The sequence below is a fragment of the Chromobacterium vaccinii genome (genome assembly GCF_000971335.1).
Taxonomy (GTDB): Bacteria; Pseudomonadota; Gammaproteobacteria; order Burkholderiales; family Chromobacteriaceae; genus Chromobacterium; species Chromobacterium vaccinii.
Map to the genome: position 1 here is coordinate 1 of NZ_JZJL01000041.1, position 21604 is coordinate 21604.

General features: G+C 65.4%; 22 protein-coding genes and 2 tRNA genes. 8 read left to right on the plus strand and 16 right to left on the minus strand.

Going from position 1 to position 21604, the window contains the following annotated elements; translation table 11 throughout:
* Positions 1-2: 2 nt before the first annotated feature.
* Both VL52_RS17565 and VL52_RS17570 read right to left on the minus strand, forming a co-directional pair.
* Positions 3-79 (minus strand) — tRNA-Asp (locus VL52_RS17565).
* 12 nt (positions 80-91) lie between these two features.
* Positions 92-167 (minus strand) — tRNA-Val (locus VL52_RS17570).
* Positions 168-378: 211 nt separating this feature from the next.
* Between VL52_RS17570 and VL52_RS17575 the strand changes: the two genes are divergently transcribed.
* The 3 genes from VL52_RS17575 to VL52_RS17585 all read left to right on the plus strand — a co-directional run bounded on the left by VL52_RS17575 (position 379) and on the right by VL52_RS17585 (position 3535).
* Positions 379-1344, plus strand: coding sequence for an acetyl-CoA carboxylase carboxyltransferase subunit alpha (locus VL52_RS17575; protein ID WP_046158251.1), 966 nt, complete (start codon positions 379-381; stop codon positions 1342-1344).
* A complete protein-coding gene (tilS, locus tag VL52_RS17580) occupies positions 1316-2653 on the plus strand; it encodes a tRNA lysidine(34) synthetase TilS (protein WP_046158252.1) in 1338 nt (445 codons plus the stop codon). The genes VL52_RS17575 and tilS overlap by 29 nt, the downstream gene beginning before the upstream one ends.
* 255 nt (positions 2654-2908) lie before the next feature.
* On the plus strand, positions 2909-3535 hold the full coding sequence (locus VL52_RS17585) for a hypothetical protein (RefSeq protein WP_046158253.1): 627 nt from the start codon (positions 2909-2911) through the stop codon (positions 3533-3535).
* 55 nt (positions 3536-3590) lie between these two features.
* On the opposite strand, the gene VL52_RS17590 is transcribed toward VL52_RS17585, so the two are convergent.
* The 4 genes from VL52_RS17590 to VL52_RS17605 form a co-directional block, all read right to left on the minus strand.
* Entirely contained in the window at positions 3591-5942 is a 2352-nt protein-coding gene (locus tag VL52_RS17590) for a TonB-dependent receptor (RefSeq protein ID WP_052729386.1), read from the minus strand.
* Between the two features lie 627 nt (positions 5943-6569).
* Positions 6570-7280, minus strand: a complete 711-nt coding sequence (locus VL52_RS17595; RefSeq protein WP_046158254.1) for a UDP-2,3-diacylglucosamine diphosphatase — start codon at positions 7278-7280, stop codon at positions 6570-6572.
* 68 nt (positions 7281-7348) lie between these two features.
* A complete protein-coding gene (locus VL52_RS17600) occupies positions 7349-7840 on the minus strand; it encodes a peptidylprolyl isomerase (RefSeq protein WP_046158255.1) in 492 nt (163 codons plus the stop codon).
* Positions 7841-7875: 35 nt separating this feature from the next.
* Positions 7876-8433, minus strand: a complete 558-nt coding sequence (locus VL52_RS17605; RefSeq protein WP_046158256.1) for a peptidylprolyl isomerase — start codon at positions 8431-8433, stop codon at positions 7876-7878.
* A gap of 246 nt (positions 8434-8679) precedes the next feature.
* Here VL52_RS17605 and VL52_RS17610 point away from each other — a divergent pair, with 246 nt between their 5' ends.
* A complete protein-coding gene (locus VL52_RS17610) occupies positions 8680-10002 on the plus strand; it encodes an OmpP1/FadL family transporter (protein WP_046158257.1) in 1323 nt (440 codons plus the stop codon).
* 57 nt (positions 10003-10059) lie between these two features.
* On the opposite strand, the gene VL52_RS17615 is transcribed toward VL52_RS17610, so the two are convergent.
* A complete protein-coding gene (locus VL52_RS17615) occupies positions 10060-10623 on the minus strand; it encodes a cysteine dioxygenase (RefSeq protein WP_046158258.1) in 564 nt (187 codons plus the stop codon).
* Positions 10624-10789: 166 nt separating this feature from the next.
* Entirely contained in the window at positions 10790-11269 is a 480-nt protein-coding gene (locus tag VL52_RS17620; RefSeq protein ID WP_043618703.1) for an Lrp/AsnC family transcriptional regulator, read from the minus strand.
* Between the two features lie 129 nt (positions 11270-11398).
* Here VL52_RS17620 and phhA point away from each other — a divergent pair, with 129 nt between their 5' ends.
* Entirely contained in the window at positions 11399-12292 is an 894-nt protein-coding gene (phhA, locus tag VL52_RS17625) for a phenylalanine 4-monooxygenase (protein WP_046158259.1), read from the plus strand.
* Between the two features lie 52 nt (positions 12293-12344).
* Here phhA and pcp read toward each other — a convergent pair whose 3' ends face one another.
* The 6 genes from pcp to pxpB are packed head-to-tail and all read right to left on the minus strand — an operon-like array spanning position 12345 to position 16991.
* Positions 12345-12977 carry a pyroglutamyl-peptidase I gene (gene pcp, locus VL52_RS17630; protein WP_046158260.1) on the minus strand — a complete coding sequence of 211 codons (633 nt, stop codon included), beginning with the start codon at positions 12975-12977 and terminating at the stop codon, positions 12345-12347.
* Positions 12978-12989: 12 nt separating this feature from the next.
* Positions 12990-13943 (minus strand): DUF979 domain-containing protein, encoded by a 954-nt coding sequence (locus VL52_RS17635; RefSeq protein WP_235429323.1) that lies wholly within the window; start codon positions 13941-13943, stop codon positions 12990-12992.
* Positions 13943-14644, minus strand: a complete 702-nt coding sequence (locus VL52_RS17640; RefSeq protein ID WP_046158262.1) for a DUF969 domain-containing protein — start codon at positions 14642-14644, stop codon at positions 13943-13945. The genes VL52_RS17635 and VL52_RS17640 overlap by 1 nt, the downstream gene beginning before the upstream one ends.
* A gap of 31 nt (positions 14645-14675) precedes the next feature.
* Positions 14676-15413, minus strand: coding sequence for a 5-oxoprolinase subunit PxpA (gene pxpA / locus VL52_RS17645; RefSeq protein WP_046158263.1), 738 nt, complete (start codon positions 15411-15413; stop codon positions 14676-14678).
* Positions 15403-16329, minus strand: coding sequence for a 5-oxoprolinase subunit C family protein (locus VL52_RS17650; RefSeq protein WP_046158264.1), 927 nt, complete (start codon positions 16327-16329; stop codon positions 15403-15405). The genes pxpA and VL52_RS17650 overlap by 11 nt, the downstream gene beginning before the upstream one ends.
* Entirely contained in the window at positions 16329-16991 is a 663-nt protein-coding gene (gene pxpB / locus VL52_RS17655; protein ID WP_046158265.1) for a 5-oxoprolinase subunit PxpB, read from the minus strand. Before pxpB ends, VL52_RS17650 begins: the two co-directional genes overlap by 1 nt.
* Positions 16992-17133: 142 nt before the next feature.
* Here pxpB and VL52_RS17660 point away from each other — a divergent pair, with 142 nt between their 5' ends.
* Complete coding sequence (locus VL52_RS17660) at positions 17134-17652, plus strand: winged helix DNA-binding protein (RefSeq protein ID WP_046158266.1); 519 nt, start codon at positions 17134-17136, stop codon at positions 17650-17652.
* 22 nt (positions 17653-17674) lie between these two features.
* Here VL52_RS17660 and VL52_RS17665 read toward each other — a convergent pair whose 3' ends face one another.
* On the minus strand, positions 17675-18502 hold the full coding sequence (locus VL52_RS17665) for a hypothetical protein (RefSeq protein ID WP_046158267.1): 828 nt from the start codon (positions 18500-18502) through the stop codon (positions 17675-17677).
* A gap of 171 nt (positions 18503-18673) precedes the next feature.
* Here VL52_RS17665 and VL52_RS17670 point away from each other — a divergent pair, with 171 nt between their 5' ends.
* Both VL52_RS17670 and VL52_RS17675 read left to right on the plus strand, forming a co-directional pair.
* Positions 18674-19411, plus strand: a complete 738-nt coding sequence (locus tag VL52_RS17670) for a substrate-binding periplasmic protein (RefSeq protein ID WP_046158268.1) — start codon at positions 18674-18676, stop codon at positions 19409-19411.
* A gap of 202 nt (positions 19412-19613) precedes the next feature.
* A complete protein-coding gene (locus tag VL52_RS17675; RefSeq protein ID WP_046158269.1) occupies positions 19614-20402 on the plus strand; it encodes a substrate-binding periplasmic protein in 789 nt (262 codons plus the stop codon).
* Between the two features lie 15 nt (positions 20403-20417).
* On the opposite strand, the gene VL52_RS17680 is transcribed toward VL52_RS17675, so the two are convergent.
* Positions 20418-21596, minus strand: a complete 1179-nt coding sequence (locus VL52_RS17680; RefSeq protein ID WP_046158270.1) for a DUF1501 domain-containing protein — start codon at positions 21594-21596, stop codon at positions 20418-20420.
* Positions 21597-21604: the final 8 nt, after the last annotated feature.

Genomic DNA, 21604 nt, shown 5'->3' on the forward strand with positions numbered 1-21604 from the left:
GTTGGCGGAGTGGACGGGACTCGAACCCGCGACCCCCGGCGTGACAGGCCGGTATTCTAACCAACTGAACTACCACTCCAGCCGAAAACTTTGGTGGGCGTTGACGGAGTCGAACCGCCGACATTCTGCTTGTAAGGCAGACGCTCTACCAACTGAGCTAAACGCCCTGAATTCGTTTCGCTGCTTGCGTTTCAGCGAGGAGGCGAATTAAAGCACAGGGTTTAAGCTCGCGCAAGTGCTGGGGGGAAGTTTTTTTGCGGAAAGCGCCGATTTTGAATATTTGCTCCAATTTTTCGGCTTTTTGCCGGGTCTGCGGGTGACGGCTGCTTCGCGCCTCATGTATCATGCCGCGATTAGGTTTGACGGATGATTGTAAGAATGAAGCCGACCTTTCTCGATTTTGAGCAACCGATTGCCGAGCTCGAGAACAAAATTGAAGAGCTGCGTTTCGTGCAGGACGACTCCGTGCTGGATATCTCCGAAGAGATCGCCCGCCTGCAGAAGAAGAGCCTGGAACTGACCAAGACGCTATACGCAAAGTTGACGCCTTCGCAGATCGCGATGGTGGCTCGCCATCCGCAGCGTCCTTATACGCTGGATTACATCCAGGCCATCTTCACCGATTTCGAAGAGCTGCACGGCGACCGCGCGTTCGCCGACGATGCCGCCATCGTCGGCGGCCTTGCCCGTTTCAACGGCCAGTCCGTGGTGGTGATCGGCCAGCAAAAGGGCCGCGACACCAAGGAAAAGATCCGCCGCAATTTCGGCATGCCGCATCCGGAAGGCTATCGCAAGGCCCTGCGCCTGATGAAGCTGGCCGAGAAGTTCGGCATTCCGGTGATGACTTTTGTCGATACCGCCGGCGCCTGGCCGGGCATTGGCGCGGAAGAGCGCAGCCAGTCCGAAGCCATTGGGCGCAACCTGTATGAAATGACTCGCCTGCGCGTGCCCATCATCGTCACCGTGATCGGCGAGGGTGGCTCCGGCGGCGCTTTGGCCATCGCAGTGGGCGACCACGTCAATATGTTGCAGTACGCCACCTATTCGGTGATTTCGCCGGAAGGCTGCGCATCCATCCTGTGGAAGACGGCAGAGCGCGCGTCCGACGCCGCCGAGGCGCTGGGCATCACCGCGCCGCGCCTGAAGACTTTGGGCCTGATCGATCGCGTGGTCACAGAGCCGGTGGGCGGCGCCCATCGCGACCATGCGCAGATGATGGCCACCTTGAAGCGCGTATTGCAGGACGAGATGAAGGACGTGCAATCCAAACCGATGGATGCGCTGCTGAAAGAGCGTTTCGACCGCCTGATGAGCTATGGCCGCTTCAAGGAAGACGCAGCCTGAGCTGGCGGACAGCCTGATCAAGCACTGGCCGGACGAATTGTCCGGCCTTTTCGCTTTTGAGGTCGGGCTTTCCGGCGGACTGGACTCGGTGGCGCTGTTGTCGCTGCTGTGCGAGGCGCGCGAGCGGCGGCCGGCGCTCGCGCTGTCCGCCGTGCATGTCCACCATGGCTTGAGCCCCAACGCCGACGCGTGGGCTGGGCATTGCCAGTCCTTGTGCGACGCTCTGGGCGTGTCTTTGCGCATCGAGCGGGTGCAGGTGCGCGCCGGCGGCGGCGAAAGCGTCGAAGCCGCGGCGCGCGAGGCGCGTTACGCGGCCTACCGGCTTTCCGCCGCCAGCGTGATCGCGCTGGCCCATCATCAGGATGACCAAGCCGAAACCGTATTGCTGCAGCTGTTGCGCGGCGGCGGCGCGCGCGCGCTGGCGGCGATGCCGGCGCTGCGCGAGCTGTCGGCCGGCAAGCTGCTGTGGCGGCCGCTGCTGGAGATTCCCCGCGCGCGGCTGGAGGCTTATGTCCGGGAGCGGGGGCTGTCCTGGGTCGACGACGAAAGCAATCTGGACACCCGTTATCGCCGCAACCTGCTGCGGCACGACATCCTGCCGCGGTTGGAGCGGGCGCTGCCCCATTACCGCAGCCATCTGGCGCGCGCGGCGATGCTGCAGGCGGATGCCGCGGCCATCCTGGACGAAGTGGCGCGCCAGGATCTGGGAGCCTGCCAGACCGAAAACGGGCTGGATTGCGCGCAGCTGCTGGCGCTGTCCGCGCCGCGCCGGCGCCAGGTTTTGCTGGCTTGGCTGGATGCGCAGGGCTGGCCGGCGCCGGAGCCGGGCGCTTTGCTGGAGTTTCTGCGGCAGGCCGAGCATGCGGATCAGGGCGCCAGCCCGGTTTTGACGTTGCCGCAGGGCTGCTTGTTGCGTTTTGCCGATACTGTGCAGGCCTGGCCTAAAGCACTGGCGGAACCGCCGGCCTTCACGGCGCTGTTGTGGCGCGGCGGCGACGCTCAGCCGCTGTCTGAGTGGGGCGGCGAGCTGGCTTGGGAGTGGCGCGATCACGGCTTGCCGGAGGCCTTGCTGGCGAGCGGCGCCAGTCTGGCGCCGCGCCGGGGCGGCGAGAAACTGTCCGCCCGGGTGGGGCGCCGCGAGGTGAAGGACCTGTTTCGCGAGGCCGGGGTGCCGCCGTTGCTGCGCCGCCGCTGGCCGTTGCTGTACGGCGCGGATGGCGAACTGCTGGCGGTGCCTGGCATCGCCGTATCTCACCGTTTGGCGATGGAGGCCGGTTGGTGGCCGGTATGGCGTCCGGCTAGCCTCTGACCGATCGCCCGCGCAAAGGACGCTTGCTCCCATTCTTCCTGTTTCCACCGCTTTCGCGCGATGGCCGGCGCGCCGAAGCTCGATTCTGCGGCGGCGTGTTCATGTCCGCCGCGGCCTCTGCCTTGGTATTTTCGCCGAGAAGGCAATCCTGATGGAATATTTCTTGCTGCTTAATGGGGGCGTTGCCTGCAAATCCTCACCGAGAGCCTGAGCCCAGGCGCGTTGTCGGCGGCGCTTAATCGTTAGGAGGCTGCCATGCGACTGGATCGGGTCTATGCGCAGAGCGGCGTGAGTCCATCAAGCGCAAAACCGGCAAATCTTGCCGGCAAGAATCATGACAATGAATTCGCCACATCGCTGGAGCAGGCCCACCGGCAACTGGCCGGCAGCGCGCCGACCGTGCGGCCGCCGCCAGTTCACGATGGCCCGCTGAACGACGAGGATGTCAAATGGCTGCTGCCGTCGCGGGAGGGCGTCGCCTTGCATGGAGAATATGTCCGCCAGTTGCTGGCGGATGCGATGACTCGGGCCGGTTTGCCGATGAATCCCTCGGTTCAGATTGCCAGCGTGGAGGACGGGAAGGTGACGCTGTCCGGCAAGCGGGCCGATCTGGCGCGCATCGAGCAGCTGTGCAACCAGAATCAGGAGCTGAACAGCGCCATTTGCAATCTGCACGTGATCGCGGCCGGCGTGCCGGCAATGGATGAATTCGGCGACTATATCCGAGACTGGTACCGGGCGAGCAACGACGCAGAACGGATGGCGGTGTACCGTCATTACACGTCGAGCATGCCTGCTCCGTCGAAGGTGGAAATTTCCCTGAGCGGCAGCGCTGTCAGCGTGAGCGTCAACGGCGAGGCGATGCCGCAGATGCAAGCCTGATCCGAAAAGAAACAGGCCGGAATATCCGGCCTGTTCTTATCGGGCGGGCTGATGATTACAGATCGACCTGCATCGTCACCGCCACGCTGCGCGGCGCGCCAAGGTTGTAGCGCACGGTATCGGCGGCATTGACCTTGTACGAGCTCGGGATGCGGTAGCTGGTGCTGAACATATTGCTGAGGTTCAGCTTCAGCGTCGGGTTTTTCAGCATGCCCATATTGCCGAAGCGGTAGCCGGCATCCAGGTCCACCGTCGTGTACTCCGGCACCACCTCGTCGTTGACCAGGGTGGCGAACTGCTTGCCGGTGTGCTTGACGTCGGCGCGGACGTACCAGGCGCCCGGCGAGTATTGCAGCGACAGCGCGGCCATCCAGCGCGGCGTCATCGGGAAGTCGTTGCCCTGGGTCTGCAGCAAGGTGTTGTTGCCGGACGCGTCCTTCCAGTTCAGGTTGTTTTGGATTTGGCTGTGGTTGCTGGTGAGCGAGGCGTAGGCGCTCCAGCCCTTGACCGGCACGGTGCCCAGCTCGATCTCGCCGCCCCAGGTGTGCACGCCGCCGGCGTTGATGTTCACCGATTTCAGCGTGACCGGGTCATAGGAGTTGGCCTGGCGGTTGCTGAAGTCCACGTTGAACAGCGAGCCGCTGAGCGTCAGGATGTCGCCCTGCCAGCGGTAGCCCAGGTCGGTATTGACCGAGGTTTCCGGCACCACGTCGTTGGTCATCACCACCTGGCCGTTGATCACCTGCACATTGCCGTTGCTGCTGCTGTAGGCGTAGTTCGGCACCGCGCGGTAGTTCTTGGTGATGTTGAAGAACACTTGCTGCTTGGGCGTCAGGAAGTAGCGCATGCCGAAGCTGGGCAGGGTTTCGCGGTAGGTCTTGTTGATCGTGTAGTCGTAGGCCGCCGCGCAGGTTTTGCTGGAGGCGCCGCAGCCGTCGTTGGCGTGGTTGGTGAACTGGCGCTTGATCTGCGGCGTGCGCAGGCCGGCGTTGATGCCCAGGCGATCGTCCAGGAAGTTGAAGGTGCCGATGGCGAACAGCTGGGTGGCGGTGCTGACGGTTTCCCAATCGCGGTACTGGTACAGGCTGCCGTCCGGCCGGGTGAGCAGATTGGACCGCATCCACGGGTCTTGCGGGCTGCCGTCGGCGTTGGTCAGGCTTGCCGGTCCGGTTTGGACGTGCTGGGCGCGTTCGTACCATACGCCGGCCTGCAGCAGGTGGTTGCCCAGGCTTTGCTCCATGGTGACGGTGATGCCGGGGCGGCGGGTGCGGGTGATGCTGCTGCCGTTGACCACGATGGTGTCCAGCGTGTCGCCGTCGCCGTTCAGATCCTTGGCCGCGGTGTCGGCATGGGCGGCCTTGTTCAGGAAGGCGCTTTCGGACTGCGTCTGCTGGCTGGTGGCGCCGCCGTAGCCGTACCAGAAGTAAGGCTGGATCTTGACGCGGGTGTCCGGACCGAGCTTCAGCACGGCGTCGACCTTGGCGATCACGTTCTCAAACGGGTTTTGCTGCAGCTGATAATAGGCGGGAGTCGGCCCGGTTTCCTTCTGCGCGGTGCCGTTCTTCGGCGTCAGATGCCCCGGGATGAAGTTGGTGGCGTAATCATAGCCATAGCCGGTTTGCTGCAGCTGCTGCAGCGTCGGGGTGCCGAAAGCGTTGCCGATCTGGCGGTTGTACAGCAGGGACGCGTTGATGTAGCCGCCGCTGAAATCGTAGCGGATGCCGGTGTCCACGTGGTCGCGCTTCATGCCGCCGGCGCCTTTCCACTTGTCGGTTTCGCTGTGCGAATAGCTGGCGAAGGCGCGGGCCTTGCCGTCGGCGAACAGGCCGGTGTCGCCGCGGATGTAAGTGCGCTGAAGGCTGTTGCTGCCCAGGCTCTGGGCGATGCGTACGCGGCGCTCCTTTTCCGGATCGCAGGTGACGAAGCTCATATTGCCGCCGCTGGCGCCCATGTGCGGCGCGTCGGTGTCGCTGGAGCCCTGGGTGACCGAGCCCTGGCACAGGTTTTCCAGGTCGACGAATTCCTGCGGATAGACGCTGTAGCTGCCGGAGTCGTTGACCGGCACGCCGTTGATGGTGACGCCGATTTGATCGGAGTTGAAGCCGCGTATGGTCAGCGCGCCGCCGAACATGCCGGTGTTGTCCTGGCTGGAGGCGTTGACGCCGGGCAGCATGTTGATGCCCTGATAGATGTTGGAGGTCGGGCTTTGTTTCTCCAGCGCGGCCTTGCTGACGTCGCTGCGCGCGCGCGCGCCTTCCTGCTGCTGCAGCAATCCCACGCCCAGCTTGTCGCCGGCGCCGGTGATGGTGACGGTTTGCAGCTGGGTTTCCTCCGCGAGCGAGGCCTGGCTGGCCAGGGCCGCGAGCACGGCCAGAGTCAAGGGGCGCAAGTATGCCTTCTTATCCATTTCATTTCCTGAGATGTAGAAAAACCAATTTTTAGTTCTTATGCATTTTTCATGCGCAGCAGCGGGCCTGCCGTCAGGCATGGGCAATTGCATGGCAAACCAAGTGGATGACTTGGGCGAGGCGGAGGGCGGGCCTTGTCCTGGCTGGAAAATTTCGCGTTCATGAGAGCCGCTGCGTACGCGTGGCGTCTAGGCGCGCTCATGTCTGGAAAATAACCAGTTCGGATTAGTTCGGCTTGTAATTATTTTCAAGCGGCAAATTTAGTCTATTGTCATTTCCATTTCAATAAACAAATATTGCAAAAAGAATAAAGAAATATGTCTTTAAATGAAGTTTATAGAGAGGAGGCCAGACTAAATTGGGTTGTGCAGGGCAGAAAGTCGGACAAGTTTTAATAGATTGTAAAGCCGGTCGGGAGTTTGAATAAAAATTGATATGGCATCATTTTGGCTGTGGCCGCTCGATGCGTTGTCTTTCGCTAGGGAGGTGGGGAGCGACGCGGGGCGGCGGGGGAGGGCTTGACGCTGTTGGCAAGCCCGCGCCGAGACGCTGAGCGCGCCGCCGCAGGCAGCGCCCGCGTGCGGCAGAGAGGCGCAACGCAGGCTGAGGGGTTTTGTCAGCGGTTCTTAAGAGAGCGGCAGTTGAGCGATGCCCTGCTCATCCAGGCGCAGGTAGCCGCCGTGGTCGTCGTGCCAATCCTGGATCACCCAGCGGCTGGACGCGTCGTGAAGGTGATGGGCGGGGCGATGGGTGTGGCCATGGACCAGCGTGGGCCAGTCATGGGCGGCCAGCAGCTCGCGCACCGCGGCCTCGGTGACGTCGGAGATCGCTGTCAGGCCGGTTTGCTGCTTGTTCATCTCGCTCTGCGCGCGGGCGTGGCGGGCGATGGCGTGGCGCTCGGCCAGCGGCTTGGCCAGCATCGCCTGTTGCCACTGCGGGTTGCGGCTCATCGCGCGGAACTGCTGGTAGGCTGCGTCGTCGGTGCACAGCGCGTCGCCGTGGCTGAGCAGGATGCGCCGGCCGTGCGCCTCGATCAGCGTCGGGTCGTCCAGCAGCCTGGCGCCGCTGCGGGCTTCGAAGCCGGCGCCCAGCAGGAAGTCGCGGTTGCCACGCATCACGTACAGCGGGGTGTCGGCGGCGAAGGCGCGCATCGCGGCCAGCGGCGCTTCCAGGTAGGGGGAGTCGTCGTCGTCTCCCACCCAGTATTCGAACAGGTCTCCCAGGATGTACAGCGCCGCGATCCGGCCGCGCCAGGCGGCGAGCGTGTCCAGGAACAACTGGTTGAGCGCCGGGGTGTCGTCGGCGAGGTGCAGGTCGGAGATGAAATGAATGGCCATGGCTGCTGGTTTATCCGGGGAAAGACAAAGCCGGGGCGAGGCCCCGGCTGGATTTTGCAAGCGGACGCTTAGATGACTTCCGCCTTTTGGAGCACGACGGGCTCAACCGGCACATCCTGATGCATGCCGCTGCGGCCGGTGCGGACGGTCTTGATGCGATCCACCACTTCCTGGCCGGCCACTACCTGGCCGAATACCGCGTAGCCCCAGCCCTGGGAGCTTTCGGACTTGAAGTCCAGGAAATCGTTGTCGGAGACGTTGATGAAGAACTGGGCCGACGCCGAGTGCGGGTCCATGGTGCGGGCCATGGCGACGGTGTAGGTCTTGTTGGACAGGCCGTTGTTGGCCTCGTTCTGGATCGGGTCCCGGGTGGGCTTCTGGTTCATGTCGGCGTCGAAGCCGCCGCCCTGGATCATGAAGCCGTTGATCACGCGGTGGAAGATGGTGCCGTCGTAATGGCCGCTCTTCACGTACTCTTCGAAGTTGGCGGCGGTTTTCGGCGCCTTCTCGTGGTCCAGTTCCAGGGTGATTTCACCGAAGTTGGTCGTCAGTTTGATCATTGCGTTTTCCTTTGCGATGCAGCCGCGGGACGGCCTTACGGTTTGATGGTGACTTTTTGGATGATGACCGGCTCGAACGGCACGTCCTGCATGCCGTTCATGCTGCCGGTGCGGAGCTTGGCGATGCGGTTGACCACATCCATGCCCTTGGTGACTTTGCCGAACACGGCGTAGCCCGCGCCCTGCGGCGTCGGCGAACTGTAATTGAGGAAGTCGTTGCCGGCGACGTTGATGAAGAACTGCGCGGTGGCGGAGTTGGGGTCCGAGGTGCGGGCCATCGCGATGGTGCCGGCGTCGTTCTTCAGGCCGTTGCTGGCCTCGTTGGCGATCGGCGGGCGGGTCGGTTTCTGGTTGAGCTTGGCGTCGAAGCCGCCGCCCTGGATCATGAAGCCGTCGATCACGCGGTGGAACACGGTGCCGTTGTAGTGGCCGGCCTTGGCGTAGGCGACGAAATTGGCGACGGACTTGGGGGCTTTGGCCGAATCCAGCGCGATTTCGATATTGCCCTTGTTGGTGACCATCTCCGCCACCGGGGCGGCGAAGGCGAGTGCGGGCAGGGCGGCGAGGGCCAGGCTGCTGATCAGATTCTTCATCGTTGAATGGCTTTGCGGGCGTGTTGGGACAGGGCGCTGATTCTAGCATAGCCGCCCGCGGCCGAGGCAGGCGCCGTAGCGCGGCGGCGGGTTCGCAATGCTTAACAAAGATATGTTTTTCTCTTGCGGCGAGCGGATTTCGAGCTTAGACTCCACCCCCTAAAAGATGCAAGCACTATCTTTTTATTCTGTTTGCATGATGCGCCGGCCCGTCCGGCGCGATTCATTTCAGGAATTCAAAATACAATGCAAGCCGCACCCCGCTCCCTGAGTCTGTTGTCCGTTTCCATCGCCGCCCTGTTCGCCGCCGCGCCCGCCGCGGAGGCAGCCGGTTTCCAGTTGACCGAGCAAAGCGCGCTCGGCATGGGCCGCGCCTACGCCGGCGCCGGCCTGGCCGGCGACGACCTGTCCGCCGTGTTCTACAACCCGGCCGGCATGACCCTGCTGTCCGGCACCCGCGTGCAAGGCGGTTTCACCTACGCCGAGATCGACGCGCCGTTCAATGGCAGCAATATAATCAAGGACTCGCCAGATCCGCGCCTGAATGGCACTTATTCCGCCAACGACAACGGCCGCGCGCCGGGCGAGCTGATCCCCAGCGCCTACCTGACCCATCAGGTCAGCGACAAGCTGTACGCCGGCATCGGCATCACCACGCCGTTCGGCCTGGGGGCGCGCTACAGCGACAACTGGGGCGGCCGCGACAACGGCATCTCCAGCTCCATCAAGACCGTGGACATTAATCCGTCGCTGGCTTACAAGCTGGATGAGCGCTGGAGCTTCGGCGCCGGCGTGTCGGCGCAGTACGCGCAGGCCGATCTGAAGAAGGGCGCCTACCTGCCGGGCGCCACAGGCGAGCTGAAGGCCGACAGCTGGGGCTTCGGCTACAACCTGGGCGTGATGTACTCGTTCAATCAGGACAGCCGCGTCGGCCTGTCCTACCGCTCCAAGATCCATCACAAGGCGGAAGGCGATTACACCAACTCCGGCTTCCCGACCGCCGGCCCGCTGGCACCGCTGGGCCTGAAGCTGAACGGCACCTTCGCCGGTTCCGCCGAAGTGACCGCTCCCGAATCGCTGCTGCTGAGCGGCTATAGCAAGCTGAACAGCAAGTTCGCCGTCGGCGCCACCGCGCGCTGGACCCGCTGGAGCCGTTTCGACCAGCTGGTGGTCAAGGGCAGCCCGGCGGTTGGCCCCATCGATACCACTACCCGTATTCCCAACAACTGGAAGAACAGCTGGATGTTCTCGGTCGGCGGCGATTACTTCTACAGCGACGCGCTGACGCTGCGCAGCGGCCTGGGCTATGAAACCACCCCGGTGCCGAGCGCACAGGACCGCAACGCGCTGATCCCGGACGCCAACCGCCTGTGGCTGAGCCTGGGCGCCAGCTACAAGATCAGCAAGCAGGCCAGCGTCGATGTCGGCTACGCCTACCTGCGCGCGCTGGGAGACAAGAAGGTCGACAATACGACCAAGAGCCCGTTCGGCACGTCCAGCCATCTGCAGGGCGAGTACTCGTCCATCACCGGCCACCTGCTGGGCGTGCAGATGCAGTACCGCTTCTGATATCCGTCTGGATATGAGAAAAGGCGCGGCTTAGGCCGCGCTTTTTTTATGGCTGGATCAGATCTGGAATTCCAGGCAGTCGTCCAGCACTTGCACCCGCCGCTGCTGCGGCTCCATGCCGAACAGCTCCATCCGGGACAGCGGCGGCGAGTACAGGTGCAGGGTGACCAGATCTCCGCCGTCGGCTTGCAGATTGGCCACCTGATGGATGTCCAGATGGCCGTTGATCACCAGGCTGCCGGTGGCGAGCTCTCGGGTTTCGCGTGCGGCCAGCTGGCCGGAGAGCGTGGTTTCGAACACGGTCTCGGTGGCGACGCCCTCTATCACCCGCACCCCGCACAGGCTGCCCTTGTGGTTGTGGATCTGGCTGCGCTGGCCGTCGCGCCAGCACAGCAGCAGCAGTTCGCAATGCTCGTCGCGGTAGATGCGGTTGCGGCAGTAACGCGCGTCGTCGAAGCGGCGGAATGGCGCGAGGTCTTGCGGAGTGGGGCGCAGCGCGCGGTGGAATTGAAGAATCTGTTCCTGGTTCAGGCTGCCGGAATAGAGCGACAGCTGCCGCAGCGACGCGGCCAGGTTGGGACTGCAGGCGTCGAACGGCGGACAGTCGGGGGACGCTTCCATCGATTTCTCCTTGGTCTTTGAGCGTGGCGCGGCGGCGATTCTGGGCGATGTCGAACCGCTTTCTTGTATCGTTTCCAGCATGAGCCGCCTGGAAAACGGATAGCCGCCATGTACCGGTATAGCTGCGGCGGCATGGAGAATAGACGGACAGAAATGTCAGAGAGTTTCAGGGCAGAGAGGACAAGGGCAACTTCATCGTCTGTTTGATCGCGTTGAGCACGATGGTGGACTTCACGCTGCGCACCAGCGACAGCTGCATCAGCTTGTTCATCACGAAGGACGACAGCGACGGCAGGTCCGGCACCACGATGCGCAGCAGGTAGTCGGCCTCGCCGGCCGCCGCGTAGCATTCCAGCACCTCGGGCAGATTGTCGATGGACTGGGCGAAGTCCAGCAGCGCGGCTTCGTTGTGCCGCTCCAGGCTGACGTTGGCGAATGCCATCACCGACAGGCCGACATGCTCGGGATTGAGCGCGACCTGATAACCCTGGATGACGCCATTTTGCTCCATCCGCTGGATGCGGCGGCCGATCTGGGAGGCGGACAGCGGAATGTCCTGGGCCAGCTTCTGATGGGTGGCGCGGGCATCCTGCTGCAGCAGGTGCAGGATCTGCAGGTCGAAGCGGTCTAATTCAATTTTGCGCATATCAAGCAATTTATGACGTTTAATGCGGCAAGTATGCAAAATTTACTGCAAAACAGCAAATAATGCGGTCTTTCCGCATAGTGGTCGGGCTAAACTAGAGTAAATCGCCAAATTCTACGGAGCCCAGCAATGAACGACCGCGCCGACTTTGTGGTGCCCGACATCACCACCCGCAAAAATGTCGGATTGAGCCACGACGCCAACGACTTCACCCTGCCGCAGCCGCTGGATCGCTATAGCGCGGAAGATCACGCCACCTGGGCCACGCTGTACCAGCGCCAATGCAAGCTGCTGCCCGGCCGCGCTTGCGACGAGTTCCTGGAAGGCCTGGAGCGCCTGGAAGTGGACGCCGACCGGGTGCCGGACTTCAATAAGCTCAACGAGAAGCTGATGGCCGCCACCGGCTGGAAGATCGTCGCGGTGCCGGGCCTGATTCCGGACGATGTGTTCTTCGAGCACCTGGCCAACCGCCGCTTCCCGGTCACCTGGTGGCTGCGCGAGCCGCACCAGCTCGACTATCTGCAGGAGCCGGACGTGTTCCACGATCTGTTCGGCCACGTGCCCTTGCTGATCAATCCGGTGTTCGCCGACTATCTGGAGGCTTACGGCAAGGGCGGGGTGAAGGCCAAGGCGCTGGGCGCGCTGCCGATGCTGGCGCGGCTGTACTGGTACACGGTGGAGTTCGGCCTGATCCAGACTCCGGCCGGCATGCGCATCTACGGCGCGGGCATCCTGTCCAGCAAGTCGGAATCGATCTACTGCCTGGAGAGCGCGAGCCCCAACCGCGTCGGCTTCGACCTGATGCGCATCATGAACACGCGCTACCGGATCGACACCTTCCAGAAAACCTACTTCGTCATCGACAGCTTCAAGCAGCTGTTCGACGCCACCGCGCCGGATTTCACGCCGCTATACCGGCAGCTGGCCGACGCGCAGCCGTGGGGAGCGGGCGACATCGCGCCGGACGACGCGGTGATAACCCGCGGCGACCGCCAGGGCTGGGCGGAGACCGAAGACGTCTGAAGTATTGGAAGGCGAGCACTGCGAGACCCGGCGATGCCGGGTTTTTTCACGTCTAGTGGAGGCTGCCGCCGCTGAGCGCGAGGTCGCGCTCGCGCGTCACCGACAGCTCCACCGCCAGCCGCAGCGCCGACACGCAGTCGTCCAGCGTCAGGCTGAACGCGCCGGGGTGCCGGACCGCCTGTTCCGGCAGGAAGGGCAGATGGATGAAGCCGCCGCGCAAGCCGCCGCGGTGCAGCAGGCCGTACATCACGTGGTTGCAGACGAAGGTGCCCGCGCTTTGCGACACGGTGGCGGGCAGGCCGCGCTCCCGCAGGCCGGCGACGATGGCCTTGATCGGCAGCGTGGAAAAGTAGGCGGCGGGGCCGTCCGCGACGATCGGCTGGTCTATCGGCTGCCGGCCGGCGTTGTCGGGAAAGCGGGCGTCGTCGATATTGATCGCCACGCGCTCCACCGCGATGTCGGGCCGTCCGCCCGCCTGGCCCACGGCGATGGCGATGTCGGGCCGCAGCGCGTCGAGCTCGCGGTTGAGCGCATGCAGCGCCGAGCCGAACGCGCAGGGCAGCAGCCGCGCGTGCACGCGCGCGCCGGCGATGGTCTCGCCATCCAGGCGGCGCGCGGCCTCCCAGGACGGATTGATGGTTTCGCCGCCGAAAGGCTCGAAGCCGGTCAGCAAGACGGTTTTCATACGGTCATTTCCTCAGCGGAACATCAGCCAGTCCAACAATACGGCATTCACCGCCAGCAAGGCCAGCGCGGTGGGAAATTGGGCCTTGATCACCGCGTTGCGGTCCGGCAGCTCCAGCAATGCCGCCGGCACGATGTTGAAGTTGGCCGCCATCGGCGTCATCAGCGTGCCGCAATAGCCGGAGAACATGCCGATGGCCGCCATCACCGCCGGGTCGCCGTGATGGGCGCCCACCAGGAAGGGCAGGCCGATGCCGGCGGTCATCACCGGGAAGGCGGCGAAAGCGTTGCCCATGATCACCGTGAACAAGGCCATTCCCAGCACATAGGTCAGCACTGCCAGCCAGCGGATCTCCAGCGGCAGGTAATGCGCGGAGAGGTGGGCGATGGCCTTGCCGACGCCGGCGTCGGCGAACAGCAGGCCCAGCAAGGCCAGGACCTGGGGCAGCAGGAAGGCCCAGCCCACGTTGTCCAGCAGGCGGCGGGTTTCCCGCACCGCCTGCAGCGGCGTTTCCCGGGTGAGCCGGCAGGCCAGGGCGGTGGACGCCAGGCAGGCGATGCCCAGCGCAATGACGGTGATGTTTTTGGGGTCCAGCAGCGGGGCGCCGGAGGATGGAAGGCGGCGGGCGAGCAGGCTCAGCGCGATGGTCAGCAGCGGCAGCAGCAGCGAGGGCAGGAAGATGCGGTTGCCCAGCCGCCGCAGGCTGTCCTGCAGGCGCTCGGGCGGCAGCGCGTCATGCCGGCCCGGCGCCAGCCGCCCCAGCCCGGCCAGCAGCACCATGGCCAGCACCATCGCGCCGGCCAGCTCCGCGGGCAGCCAGTCGCCGGCGATGAACAGCAGGCCGAACAAGCCCCAGAAGGCCGCGCTGCCCAGTCGGCGCGGGTGGTGCCTGTCCCGCAGCGTCATGCCGGCGGTTAGCAGCAGGATGCCGCCCACCTGCCAGTACAGGTATTGCGCCAGCAGCATTATTCCAGATCCTCCTGTTGGGCGGCGCGGCTGAGGCGATATTCATGCCAGGCGAGCCGGCCGGCGTGGATCAGAAAGGCGAACATGGCGGTGGGAATGCCCCACAGCGCCAGGTAGAGCGGGTCTAGCGCGTGGCCGTTCTCCCGCATGAAAGCGTGCATCAGGATCACGGCGCTGAAGGCGACGAACAGGTTTTCGCCGAAGAACAGGCCGATGTTGTCGGTGGCCGCGCACATCGCGCGCAGGCGCGTGCGCTGCGCGGCGCTGAGCTTGCCGTGCAGCTTTTCCCAGGCGCCCTCAGCCATCGGCACCAGGATGGGCCGCACCACCTGGGGGTGCCCGCCCTGGGCGGACAGGCCCAGCGCGGCCGACAGCTGGCGCGCCAGCAGGTAGACGATCAGCAGGCCGCCGGCGGTGGCGTCGCCGATGTCCTGTATCCAGCGGTAGGCGCGTTCGCGCAAGCCGTGGCGTTCCGCCAATCCGACCGCCAGCAAGGCCAGCAGCAGGGCGGCGGACAGGCTGCGGGTTTTCATGAAGCCGTCGCCCACCTTGGCCAGGATGGCCAGGGGGTCTAGGCCGGCGGCCGCGCCGGTGACGATGCCGGCGCAGCAGACCACCAGCAGCGGATTGCCGCGCAGCAGGAAGCCCAGAATGACGGCGGCGATGCCGAGCAGCGGCCAAAGATTGACGGTTTGGTCCATGTTTTGTCCTTATCGCCTGGATGATGCCGGCTCAGCCGGCCCGCACGTTCACGCCCAGCGCTTCCAGCCGCCGGCGCAGCAGGCGGGCGAAGCGCAGCGCATGGGCGCCGTCGCCGTGCAGGCACAGGGTGTCGGCGCGAACGGCCACGCGCTGGCCGTCCGCCGCGGCCACGGTTTGCCGCAATACCATGTCTTCCGCCTGGGCCAGCATGGCGGCGTCGTCCGCCAGCAGATCGCCGGGCGCGCCGCGCGGCACCAGACTGCCGTCGGCGCGGTAGCCGCGGTCGGCGAAGGCTTCCTGCCATGTGTCCAGCCCTTCGGCGCGGCAGGCGTCGATGAAGCAGCCGCCGGCCAGGCCGACGGCCCGCAGCGCGGGGTTGTAGTCGCGGATCGCGCGGGCCAGCGTCGTGGCCAGCTCGGGGTCGCGCGCGGCCTGGTTGTACAGCGCGCCGTGAGGCTTGACGTGCCGCAGCGCGCCGCCTTCGGCGCGGACGATGGCGTCCAGCGCGCCCAATTGGTATAGCAGGCCGGCCCGCGCCGTTTCCATCGGCAGCCGCATTTCGCGGCGGCCGAAGTGTTCCCGGTCGGGAAAGCTGGGGTGGGCGCCGATGGCGACGCCCCTTTCCAGGGCGAGCAGGACGGTCTTGCGCATGGTGTCGGCGTCGCCGGCGTGCCAGCCGCAGGCGATGTTGGCGGAGCTGACCAGGTCCAGCAGTTCAGCGTCGCCGCCGCAGCCTTCGCCGACGTCGGCGTTGAGATCAATGTTCATCGCACACCCTTTCGATTCTCCACAGATAGCGTTGCAGCTCCCGGTCGGCCTGTTCGGCGTCATCGCGGCCGGCTTCGATGAAATGCAGCTGGCTGCCCAGCCTCACCTGGCCCAACTGCCACAGGTCGGCGGCCACCACCATGCCCAGCCGGGGATAGCCGCCGGTGGCCTGGGCGTCGGCCATCAGCACGATGGGCTGGCCGTCCGGCGGCAACTGGATCAGGCCCGGCAGCGCGCCGTGGGACGGCATCTCCACCGCTTCGCTCAAGCGCAGCGCCGGCCCGGCCAGCCGGTAGCCCATGCGGTTGCTGCGCGGCGTCAGCTGCCAGGGGTGGCTCCATAGCCGCTGGCGGGCGGGTTTGGGCAGCAAGGCGTATTCCGGCCCCGGACAGACGCGGATGCGGTTGCCCGGCCTCGGCAGCCAGACGCCAAGCTTGCCGCGCGGCGGCTGCGGACGACCCAGCGGCAGCCGGTCGCCGTCGCGTAGCGCGCGGCCATGGAGTCCGCCGAAGCCGGCCATCAGGTCGGTGCTGGCCGATTCCATCAGCAGCGGCACATTCACGCCGCCGTCGATCGCCAGGTAGGCGCGCATGCCGCTGCTTGGCGCTTCCAGCCTCAGCGACTGGCCGGCGCGGAAGGCGGTGCGCCAGCCCGGCCATACCGGCTCGCCGTCCAGCGTGGCCCGGCAGTCGGCGCCGGCCAGCGCCAGCATGCCGTCGCGCAGCAGGCGAAAGCCTGCCGGCGGCAGCGTGATTTCCAGCGCGGCCGCGCCGGCGGGGTTGCCCACCAGGCGATTGGCGATGGTCAGCGCCAGCGCGTCCATGGCGCCGGCGCGGCACACCCCCAGATGGCGCGCGCCGAAGCGGCCCAGGTCCTGCACCGTGGTTTGCGGTCCGGCCTTGATCACTTCCAGCATCAGGCGTCCTCCTGCGGGATGAAACATACTGTATCGCCTGGCCTCAGCGGACAGGGCGGCTGGCGCGCGGGGTCGAACAGCACGGCGTCGCTGCGTCCTATGATTTGCCAGCCGCCGGGGGAGGCGGTGGGGTAGATGCCGGTCTGGCTGCCGCCTATGGCCACCGAGCCGGCCGGCACTTTTTGCCTGGGCGTGGCGCGGCGCGGCGCGGTCAGCGCGGGATCCAGGCCGCCCAGATAGGCGAAGCCGGGTTGAAAGCCCAGGAAGAAAACCGTATAGCGGGTTGCGGAGTGGCGGGCGACGACCTCGTCCGGCGCCAGGCCGCAGTGGCGCGCCACTATTTCCAGATCCGGACCGTGGCGGCCGCCGTAGCGCACCGGGATTTCTACTACCCGGGCGGCTTCCTCCGCGCCGTCCGCGCGTTGCCACAGCCGTCGCAGCCGGGCCGGCAGCGCGGAGGCGTTCGCGCCGGGGCGCAGTTCCAGCGTCAGGTTGTTCATGCCGGGGATGACTTCGCGGAAGTCGGTGTCGGCGCGCAGCTGCTCGGCCAGCCGCCAGATGCGGCGCTGGCGATCCAGCGTGGCCGGCGGCGGCAGCTCCAGCACCAGCGCCTGGGCGCCCAGCCAATGAATGGCCAGCGGGGAAGTGGAATCAGATTGCATCGCGTGCGGGATGGCGTGAATCGGGAATATGGATATGATAATGGCTTGATTGGGTGCGATGATGCTATGTCGAGAATTTCTCGTCAATTTATCGCGGCCTCGCGGCCTGCCACCTACTGTGGCGCAATATGGAGAAGAATGGGTGTCAACGACGCAAGATTTGCCTAAGATCGTGTCCTCGCAGCATCTGGTTTCCGAGCGCAGTCCGGAGCTGTCCGAGTTCGAGTTCAGCCTGACCGTGGTCAACAACGCTTTCCACCGCTGGATGGTGCGCTGCATGGCGGCGGCGGGCGAGAAGGACATGACGCCGACCGAGGTGCTGCTGGTTCATCACGTCAACCATCGCGGGCGGCAGAAAAAGCTGGCCGACATCTGTTTCGTGCTGAACATGGAGGATACCCACGTGGTGTCCTACGCCCTGAAGAAGCTGGTCAAGATGGGGTATGTGGAGAGCGAGAAAAGCGGCAAGGAAGTGCTGTTTTCCACGACGGAGAGCGGCCGCGAGCTCTGCGAGCGCTACCGACAGGTGCGAGAGCAGTGCCTGATGGCGACGTTGGGCGACGGCGGCATCGCCAATCCGCTGATCGGCGACATCGCCCAGTTGATGCGCACCCTGGCCGGCATTTACGACCAGGCTGCCAGGGCCGGCGCGTCGTTCTGACCGTTGTGCGCCGCTTGCGAGCCTAGATGACGGCCCAGATCGCGAAAATGGCGGCCAGTATCAGCACCCCGGTCAGGATTTGCGAGGTGCTTTTTTCCTTCTGCAGCGCGCGCTTCATGCTGTCGTGCGCGCTTTCCAGCTTGTCCAGCTGCTGCTGCAGCTCGGCGCGCGCCTCGTCCTGGCCGGCCAGCGTTTTCAGCATCTCCTCGCCGCCGAACTCCTTGATGGCCTCCTTGTTCCACACACCCAAGAGCTTGCTCACCTTGTCCTTGAAGTACAGCGCGGTGCGCTGGGCCGGGTCCTGCCATTCGAACTGAAAGCCCTGGCCGGCGAAGAAGGCGTGGCAGTGCAGCCGTTCTTCCTCGGAGTGGGTCTGGCCCATGGTGATCATGCCGGGGTTGATGGCGAACTCGGGGCAGACGCCCTTGGCCCAGGTGATGACGCTGGCGAACAAATAGGTGTCCAGCCCGCTGCCGGCCAGGCCGGGACTGGCCTGCACGCCGCTTTTGGGGCCGAAAGTCACGCTCTTGCTGGGGCGGTCCACCCGAATCCAGGCCAGGTTGTAGACGGCGTGGAAGCGGCTGTCGTCGCCTTCCAGCGGTTGCCAGTGCGCGCCGTCGGAGCGGGCGTAGCCGCGGAACTGCAGGCGGAAGTAATCGGATTGGGCCGTCATCGCCCGGCTGCGCTGCAGGATGCCGTAGATGGGGCGGCCGTCGGTGCTGAGCGTCAGTATGGTCTCGCCCAGCGGGATGGCCAGGTTGGCCAGCGTGACTTCGCTTTCCGGCGGAGGCAGCGGAATCTCTTCCGTTGTCTGGTGAGGCTCGTTGTTCTGGGTATTGTTCGAAGTCATGTGGCAGTGGTTCTGTCGCTGGGTGGTGGTTGCTTGTGTCCGCCGGACGCCATCGGCATGGGGATTCTATCCTACATTGTAGGGGAGCGCGCTTGCGCTTGCCGAGGGCGGGAGGCGACGGTGCGGTTCATCGGGAATTTTTCTTTCCTGGCATGTTGGGTTTTGCCGGCGATGGCGGGCGGGATATGCGGCAAGCCGATCCAGGTGGGTTGGGAGGAGCGGCCGCCGTATCACTACCAGGGGCGGGATGGCCGGCCAGCGGGCTATTCGGTGGAGCTGCTGAACCAGGCTGCCGCGCGCATAGGCTGTCGCCTGGCGTATCGCCAGATTCCCTGGTCGCGCACCTTGCAGGAGCTGAAGCTGGGCACGGTGGATGTCGCGATGCAGGCGTTGAAAACGCCGGAGCGGGAGGCGTACGCCTGTTTTGTGCCGGGCTACAGCTCCTCGCTGGTGCGGCTGTGGGCGCGCGGCGATCGCGCGGCGCATTGGCCGGTCTCCCAGCTGCAGGACCTGGGCAAGCTGGGCATGGTCAGGCTGGGTGTGACGCATGGCGACAGCTACGGCGACACATGGGACCGCTGGCTGAAAGCGCCCCCCGGCATGGTGAGGATCGACCCCGGGGAAACGCTGGCCGGCAGTTTGCGCAAGCTGCAGCTGGGGCGGATAGACCTGTTGCTGGCTAGCATGGACACGCTGCCGAATGAGCTGGCCCGCTTGCCGCAGCAGCCAGCGATCGTGGCCTTGTCGCCGGCATGGCCGATAGGGGGAGCATTTTACGTCTTCAGCAAGCGCAGCGTGTCCCCCGAGCTGTGCCAGGCTTTTGCCGGCGCCTTGCGCGACATGAAACACGATGGCGTGGTGGGCCGGCTTTACCGCAGCCGTTTCAATATCGCTTATCCCGGCCCCTGAGCCTCAGAGCCTGCTTATGTTTTTTTACGAGCGTCCCAGGGACATCTTTTGTCATGGCCAGGGGGCTTTATGGTTTGAGGTCAATGCCTCTGGTCGTTCATCGAGCGCGTCGTGGGTGGGGATGTGGCCCGCATGGGCTGTGGAGAATTCTATCCTACCTACATGGTTAGGAGAGTGCGCTTGCCGATTGCGGGAGGGATGAGTGCTGGGAATCGGACGTGTCATTTGGCTGGTGGTCTGGACCTTGCCGGCGGTTGCCGAAGGGATTTGCGGCAGGCCGCTCAGCATCGGCTGGGATGAATGGCCGCCTTTCCATTATCAGGGGCGCAGCGGCGAGCCCGACGGCTACGCGGTGCAGTTGCTGAATTTGGCGGCGGGTAGGCTGGGATGCCGGCTGACCTACCGCCTGATGCCCTGGCCCCGCACCTTGCAACAGCTGCGGCTGGGGCAGGTGGATGCGGCGATGCAGGCCTTGAGAACGCCGGAGCGCGAGGCCTATGCCTGTTTTGCGCCTGGCTACAGTCCGACGATAGTCAGGTTGTGGGCGCGCAGCGACAAGGCCGCGCGCTGGCCGGTGCGGCAATTGGACGATCTGGGGCGCCAGGGAGAGGTGCTTTTGGGCGTGACCCGGGGCGACAGCTACGGCGCGCAGCTGGACCGCTGGCTGCAGACGCCGCCGCCGAACGTGCATGTCGAGATCAGCGAGACTCTGGAGGTCAGCATGCGCAAGCTGCAACTGGGGCGGACCAATCTGCTGCTGGCCACGATGGCGACGGCCACCCGCGAGCTGGCCCGCCTGCCGGAGAAGCCGGAGATCGCGCCGCTGGAGCCGTCCTGGCGGGCCGGCGAGGGCTACTACGTGTTCAGCAGGAAGAGCGTGCCGGAGCCGGTGTGCCAGGCGTTTGCCCGGGCGTTGGCGGAGATGCGGCAGGACGGAACCGTGGCGCGCCTGTATCGCAGCCAGTTCGGCGCGCCGTATCCGGAGCCGTGAGCAAGCCCTGTAGCGTCAAGCGCGCAGCAGCGGCAGCGGCGCGAAGCGTCCGCCCAGCACGTTATGGCTGTCCTTGCCCCACCAGCCGTCTATCGCCGTGGCGTAAACCTGGCGGAAGTCTATCGCGTGCGGCAGATTGCCCTCGCTGACGCCGGCCAGCTGCGGCGTTTGGCCGTATAGGCCGCCGTTGACGCGGCCGCCCAGCGCGAAATGGACGTTGGCGGTGCCGTGGTCGGTGCCGCGGTTGCCGTTTTCGCGCGGGCGGCGGCCGAATTCGGCGTATGTCAGCACCAGCGTATCGTCCCAGCGGCCCAGCCGCGTCATCTCGCTTCTCAGTTGCGCCAATCCGTCGGCCAGTTCGGCCAGCAGCCGCGCCTGCGCCGGCTGCTGGTTGCCGTGGGTGTCGAAGCCGGTGAGCGTGATGCGGGCGACGGCGATGTCCACGCCGCGGGCCAGGGTGTCGGTCAGCGTGCGCACCGCCACGCCGAAGCCGCCATTGGGCTTGGGGCCGGCGGTGGGCGCTTCGCTCGGCGCGGTGCGCGGCAGCGGCGCCAGGCTGGCGGCGGCCTGGCGGATGTCGCCTTCCACTTTCAAAATATGCTCCAGCGCCGAGCCGGCGTGGCCGGGCTGCTGATCGGCCACCAGCTTGGCCTGGCGGGCGAAGTCTTGCGGATTGGACAGCACCACCGCGCGCGCGCCGCCGTCCAGCGGCCCCAGCACCTGGCTGGACAGCACTACGCCGTCGGCGGCGAAGTTCTTCGGCGTCGGCTGCTCATGGAACAGCCGGGTCAGCCAGCCCTCGCTCAGGTATTGCTGGCTGGCCGACGCCGTATCCCAGATCTCGATCGAGCGGAAGTGGGACAGATTGGGGTCGGGGTAGCCGACGCCCTGCAGCAGCGCCAGCTGCTTGTCCTGCCACAGCGGCATCAGCGGCGCCAGCGACGGATGCAGGCCGATGTCGCCGTTGATCTGCAGCACCTGCTCGCGGGCGACGGCGATGCCGGGGCGCAGCCGGTAGTAGTCGGCGCTGCCGTAGGGGACCACGGTGTTGAGGCCGTCGTTGCCGCCCTTCAGCTCCACCAGCACCAGCAGGCGCTTGTAGCCGGCGGGTGCCAGCGCCCAGGACAGATTGGGCAGCACGGTCAGCATCAGGCCGGCGCCGGCCGCTTTCAGGAATTCGCGTCGTTTGAACATGGCGGGCT

Coding starts and splice junctions, on each gene's coding strand:
- VL52_RS17575 (WP_046158251.1), top strand. CDS start 379: ATGAAGCCGACCTTTCTCGATTTTGAGCAACCGATTGCCGAGCTCGAG.
- tilS (WP_046158252.1), top strand. CDS start 1,316: ATGGCCGCTTCAAGGAAGACGCAGCCTGAGCTGGCGGACAGCCTGATC.
- VL52_RS17585 (WP_046158253.1), top strand. CDS start 2,909: ATGCGACTGGATCGGGTCTATGCGCAGAGCGGCGTGAGTCCATCAAGC.
- VL52_RS17590 (WP_052729386.1), bottom strand. CDS start 5,942: ATGGATAAGAAGGCATACTTGCGCCCCTTGACTCTGGCCGTGCTCGCG.
- VL52_RS17595 (WP_046158254.1), bottom strand. CDS start 7,280: ATGGCCATTCATTTCATCTCCGACCTGCACCTCGCCGACGACACCCCG.
- VL52_RS17600 (WP_046158255.1), bottom strand. CDS start 7,840: ATGATCAAACTGACGACCAACTTCGGTGAAATCACCCTGGAACTGGAC.
- VL52_RS17605 (WP_046158256.1), bottom strand. CDS start 8,433: ATGAAGAATCTGATCAGCAGCCTGGCCCTCGCCGCCCTGCCCGCACTC.
- VL52_RS17610 (WP_046158257.1), top strand. CDS start 8,680: ATGCAAGCCGCACCCCGCTCCCTGAGTCTGTTGTCCGTTTCCATCGCC.
- VL52_RS17615 (WP_046158258.1), bottom strand. CDS start 10,623: ATGGAAGCGTCCCCCGACTGTCCGCCGTTCGACGCCTGCAGTCCCAAC.
- VL52_RS17620 (WP_043618703.1), bottom strand. CDS start 11,269: ATGCGCAAAATTGAATTAGACCGCTTCGACCTGCAGATCCTGCACCTG.
- phhA (WP_046158259.1), top strand. CDS start 11,399: ATGAACGACCGCGCCGACTTTGTGGTGCCCGACATCACCACCCGCAAA.
- pcp (WP_046158260.1), bottom strand. CDS start 12,977: ATGAAAACCGTCTTGCTGACCGGCTTCGAGCCTTTCGGCGGCGAAACC.
- VL52_RS17635 (WP_235429323.1), bottom strand. CDS start 13,943: ATGCTGCTGGCGCAATACCTGTACTGGCAGGTGGGCGGCATCCTGCTG.
- VL52_RS17640 (WP_046158262.1), bottom strand. CDS start 14,644: ATGGACCAAACCGTCAATCTTTGGCCGCTGCTCGGCATCGCCGCCGTC.
- pxpA (WP_046158263.1), bottom strand. CDS start 15,413: ATGAACATTGATCTCAACGCCGACGTCGGCGAAGGCTGCGGCGGCGAC.
- VL52_RS17650 (WP_046158264.1), bottom strand. CDS start 16,329: ATGCTGGAAGTGATCAAGGCCGGACCGCAAACCACGGTGCAGGACCTG.
- pxpB (WP_046158265.1), bottom strand. CDS start 16,991: ATGCAATCTGATTCCACTTCCCCGCTGGCCATTCATTGGCTGGGCGCC.
- VL52_RS17665 (WP_046158267.1), bottom strand. CDS start 18,502: ATGACTTCGAACAATACCCAGAACAACGAGCCTCACCAGACAACGGAA.
- VL52_RS17670 (WP_046158268.1), top strand. CDS start 18,674: ATGGCGGGCGGGATATGCGGCAAGCCGATCCAGGTGGGTTGGGAGGAG.
- VL52_RS17680 (WP_046158270.1), bottom strand. CDS start 21,596: ATGTTCAAACGACGCGAATTCCTGAAAGCGGCCGGCGCCGGCCTGATG.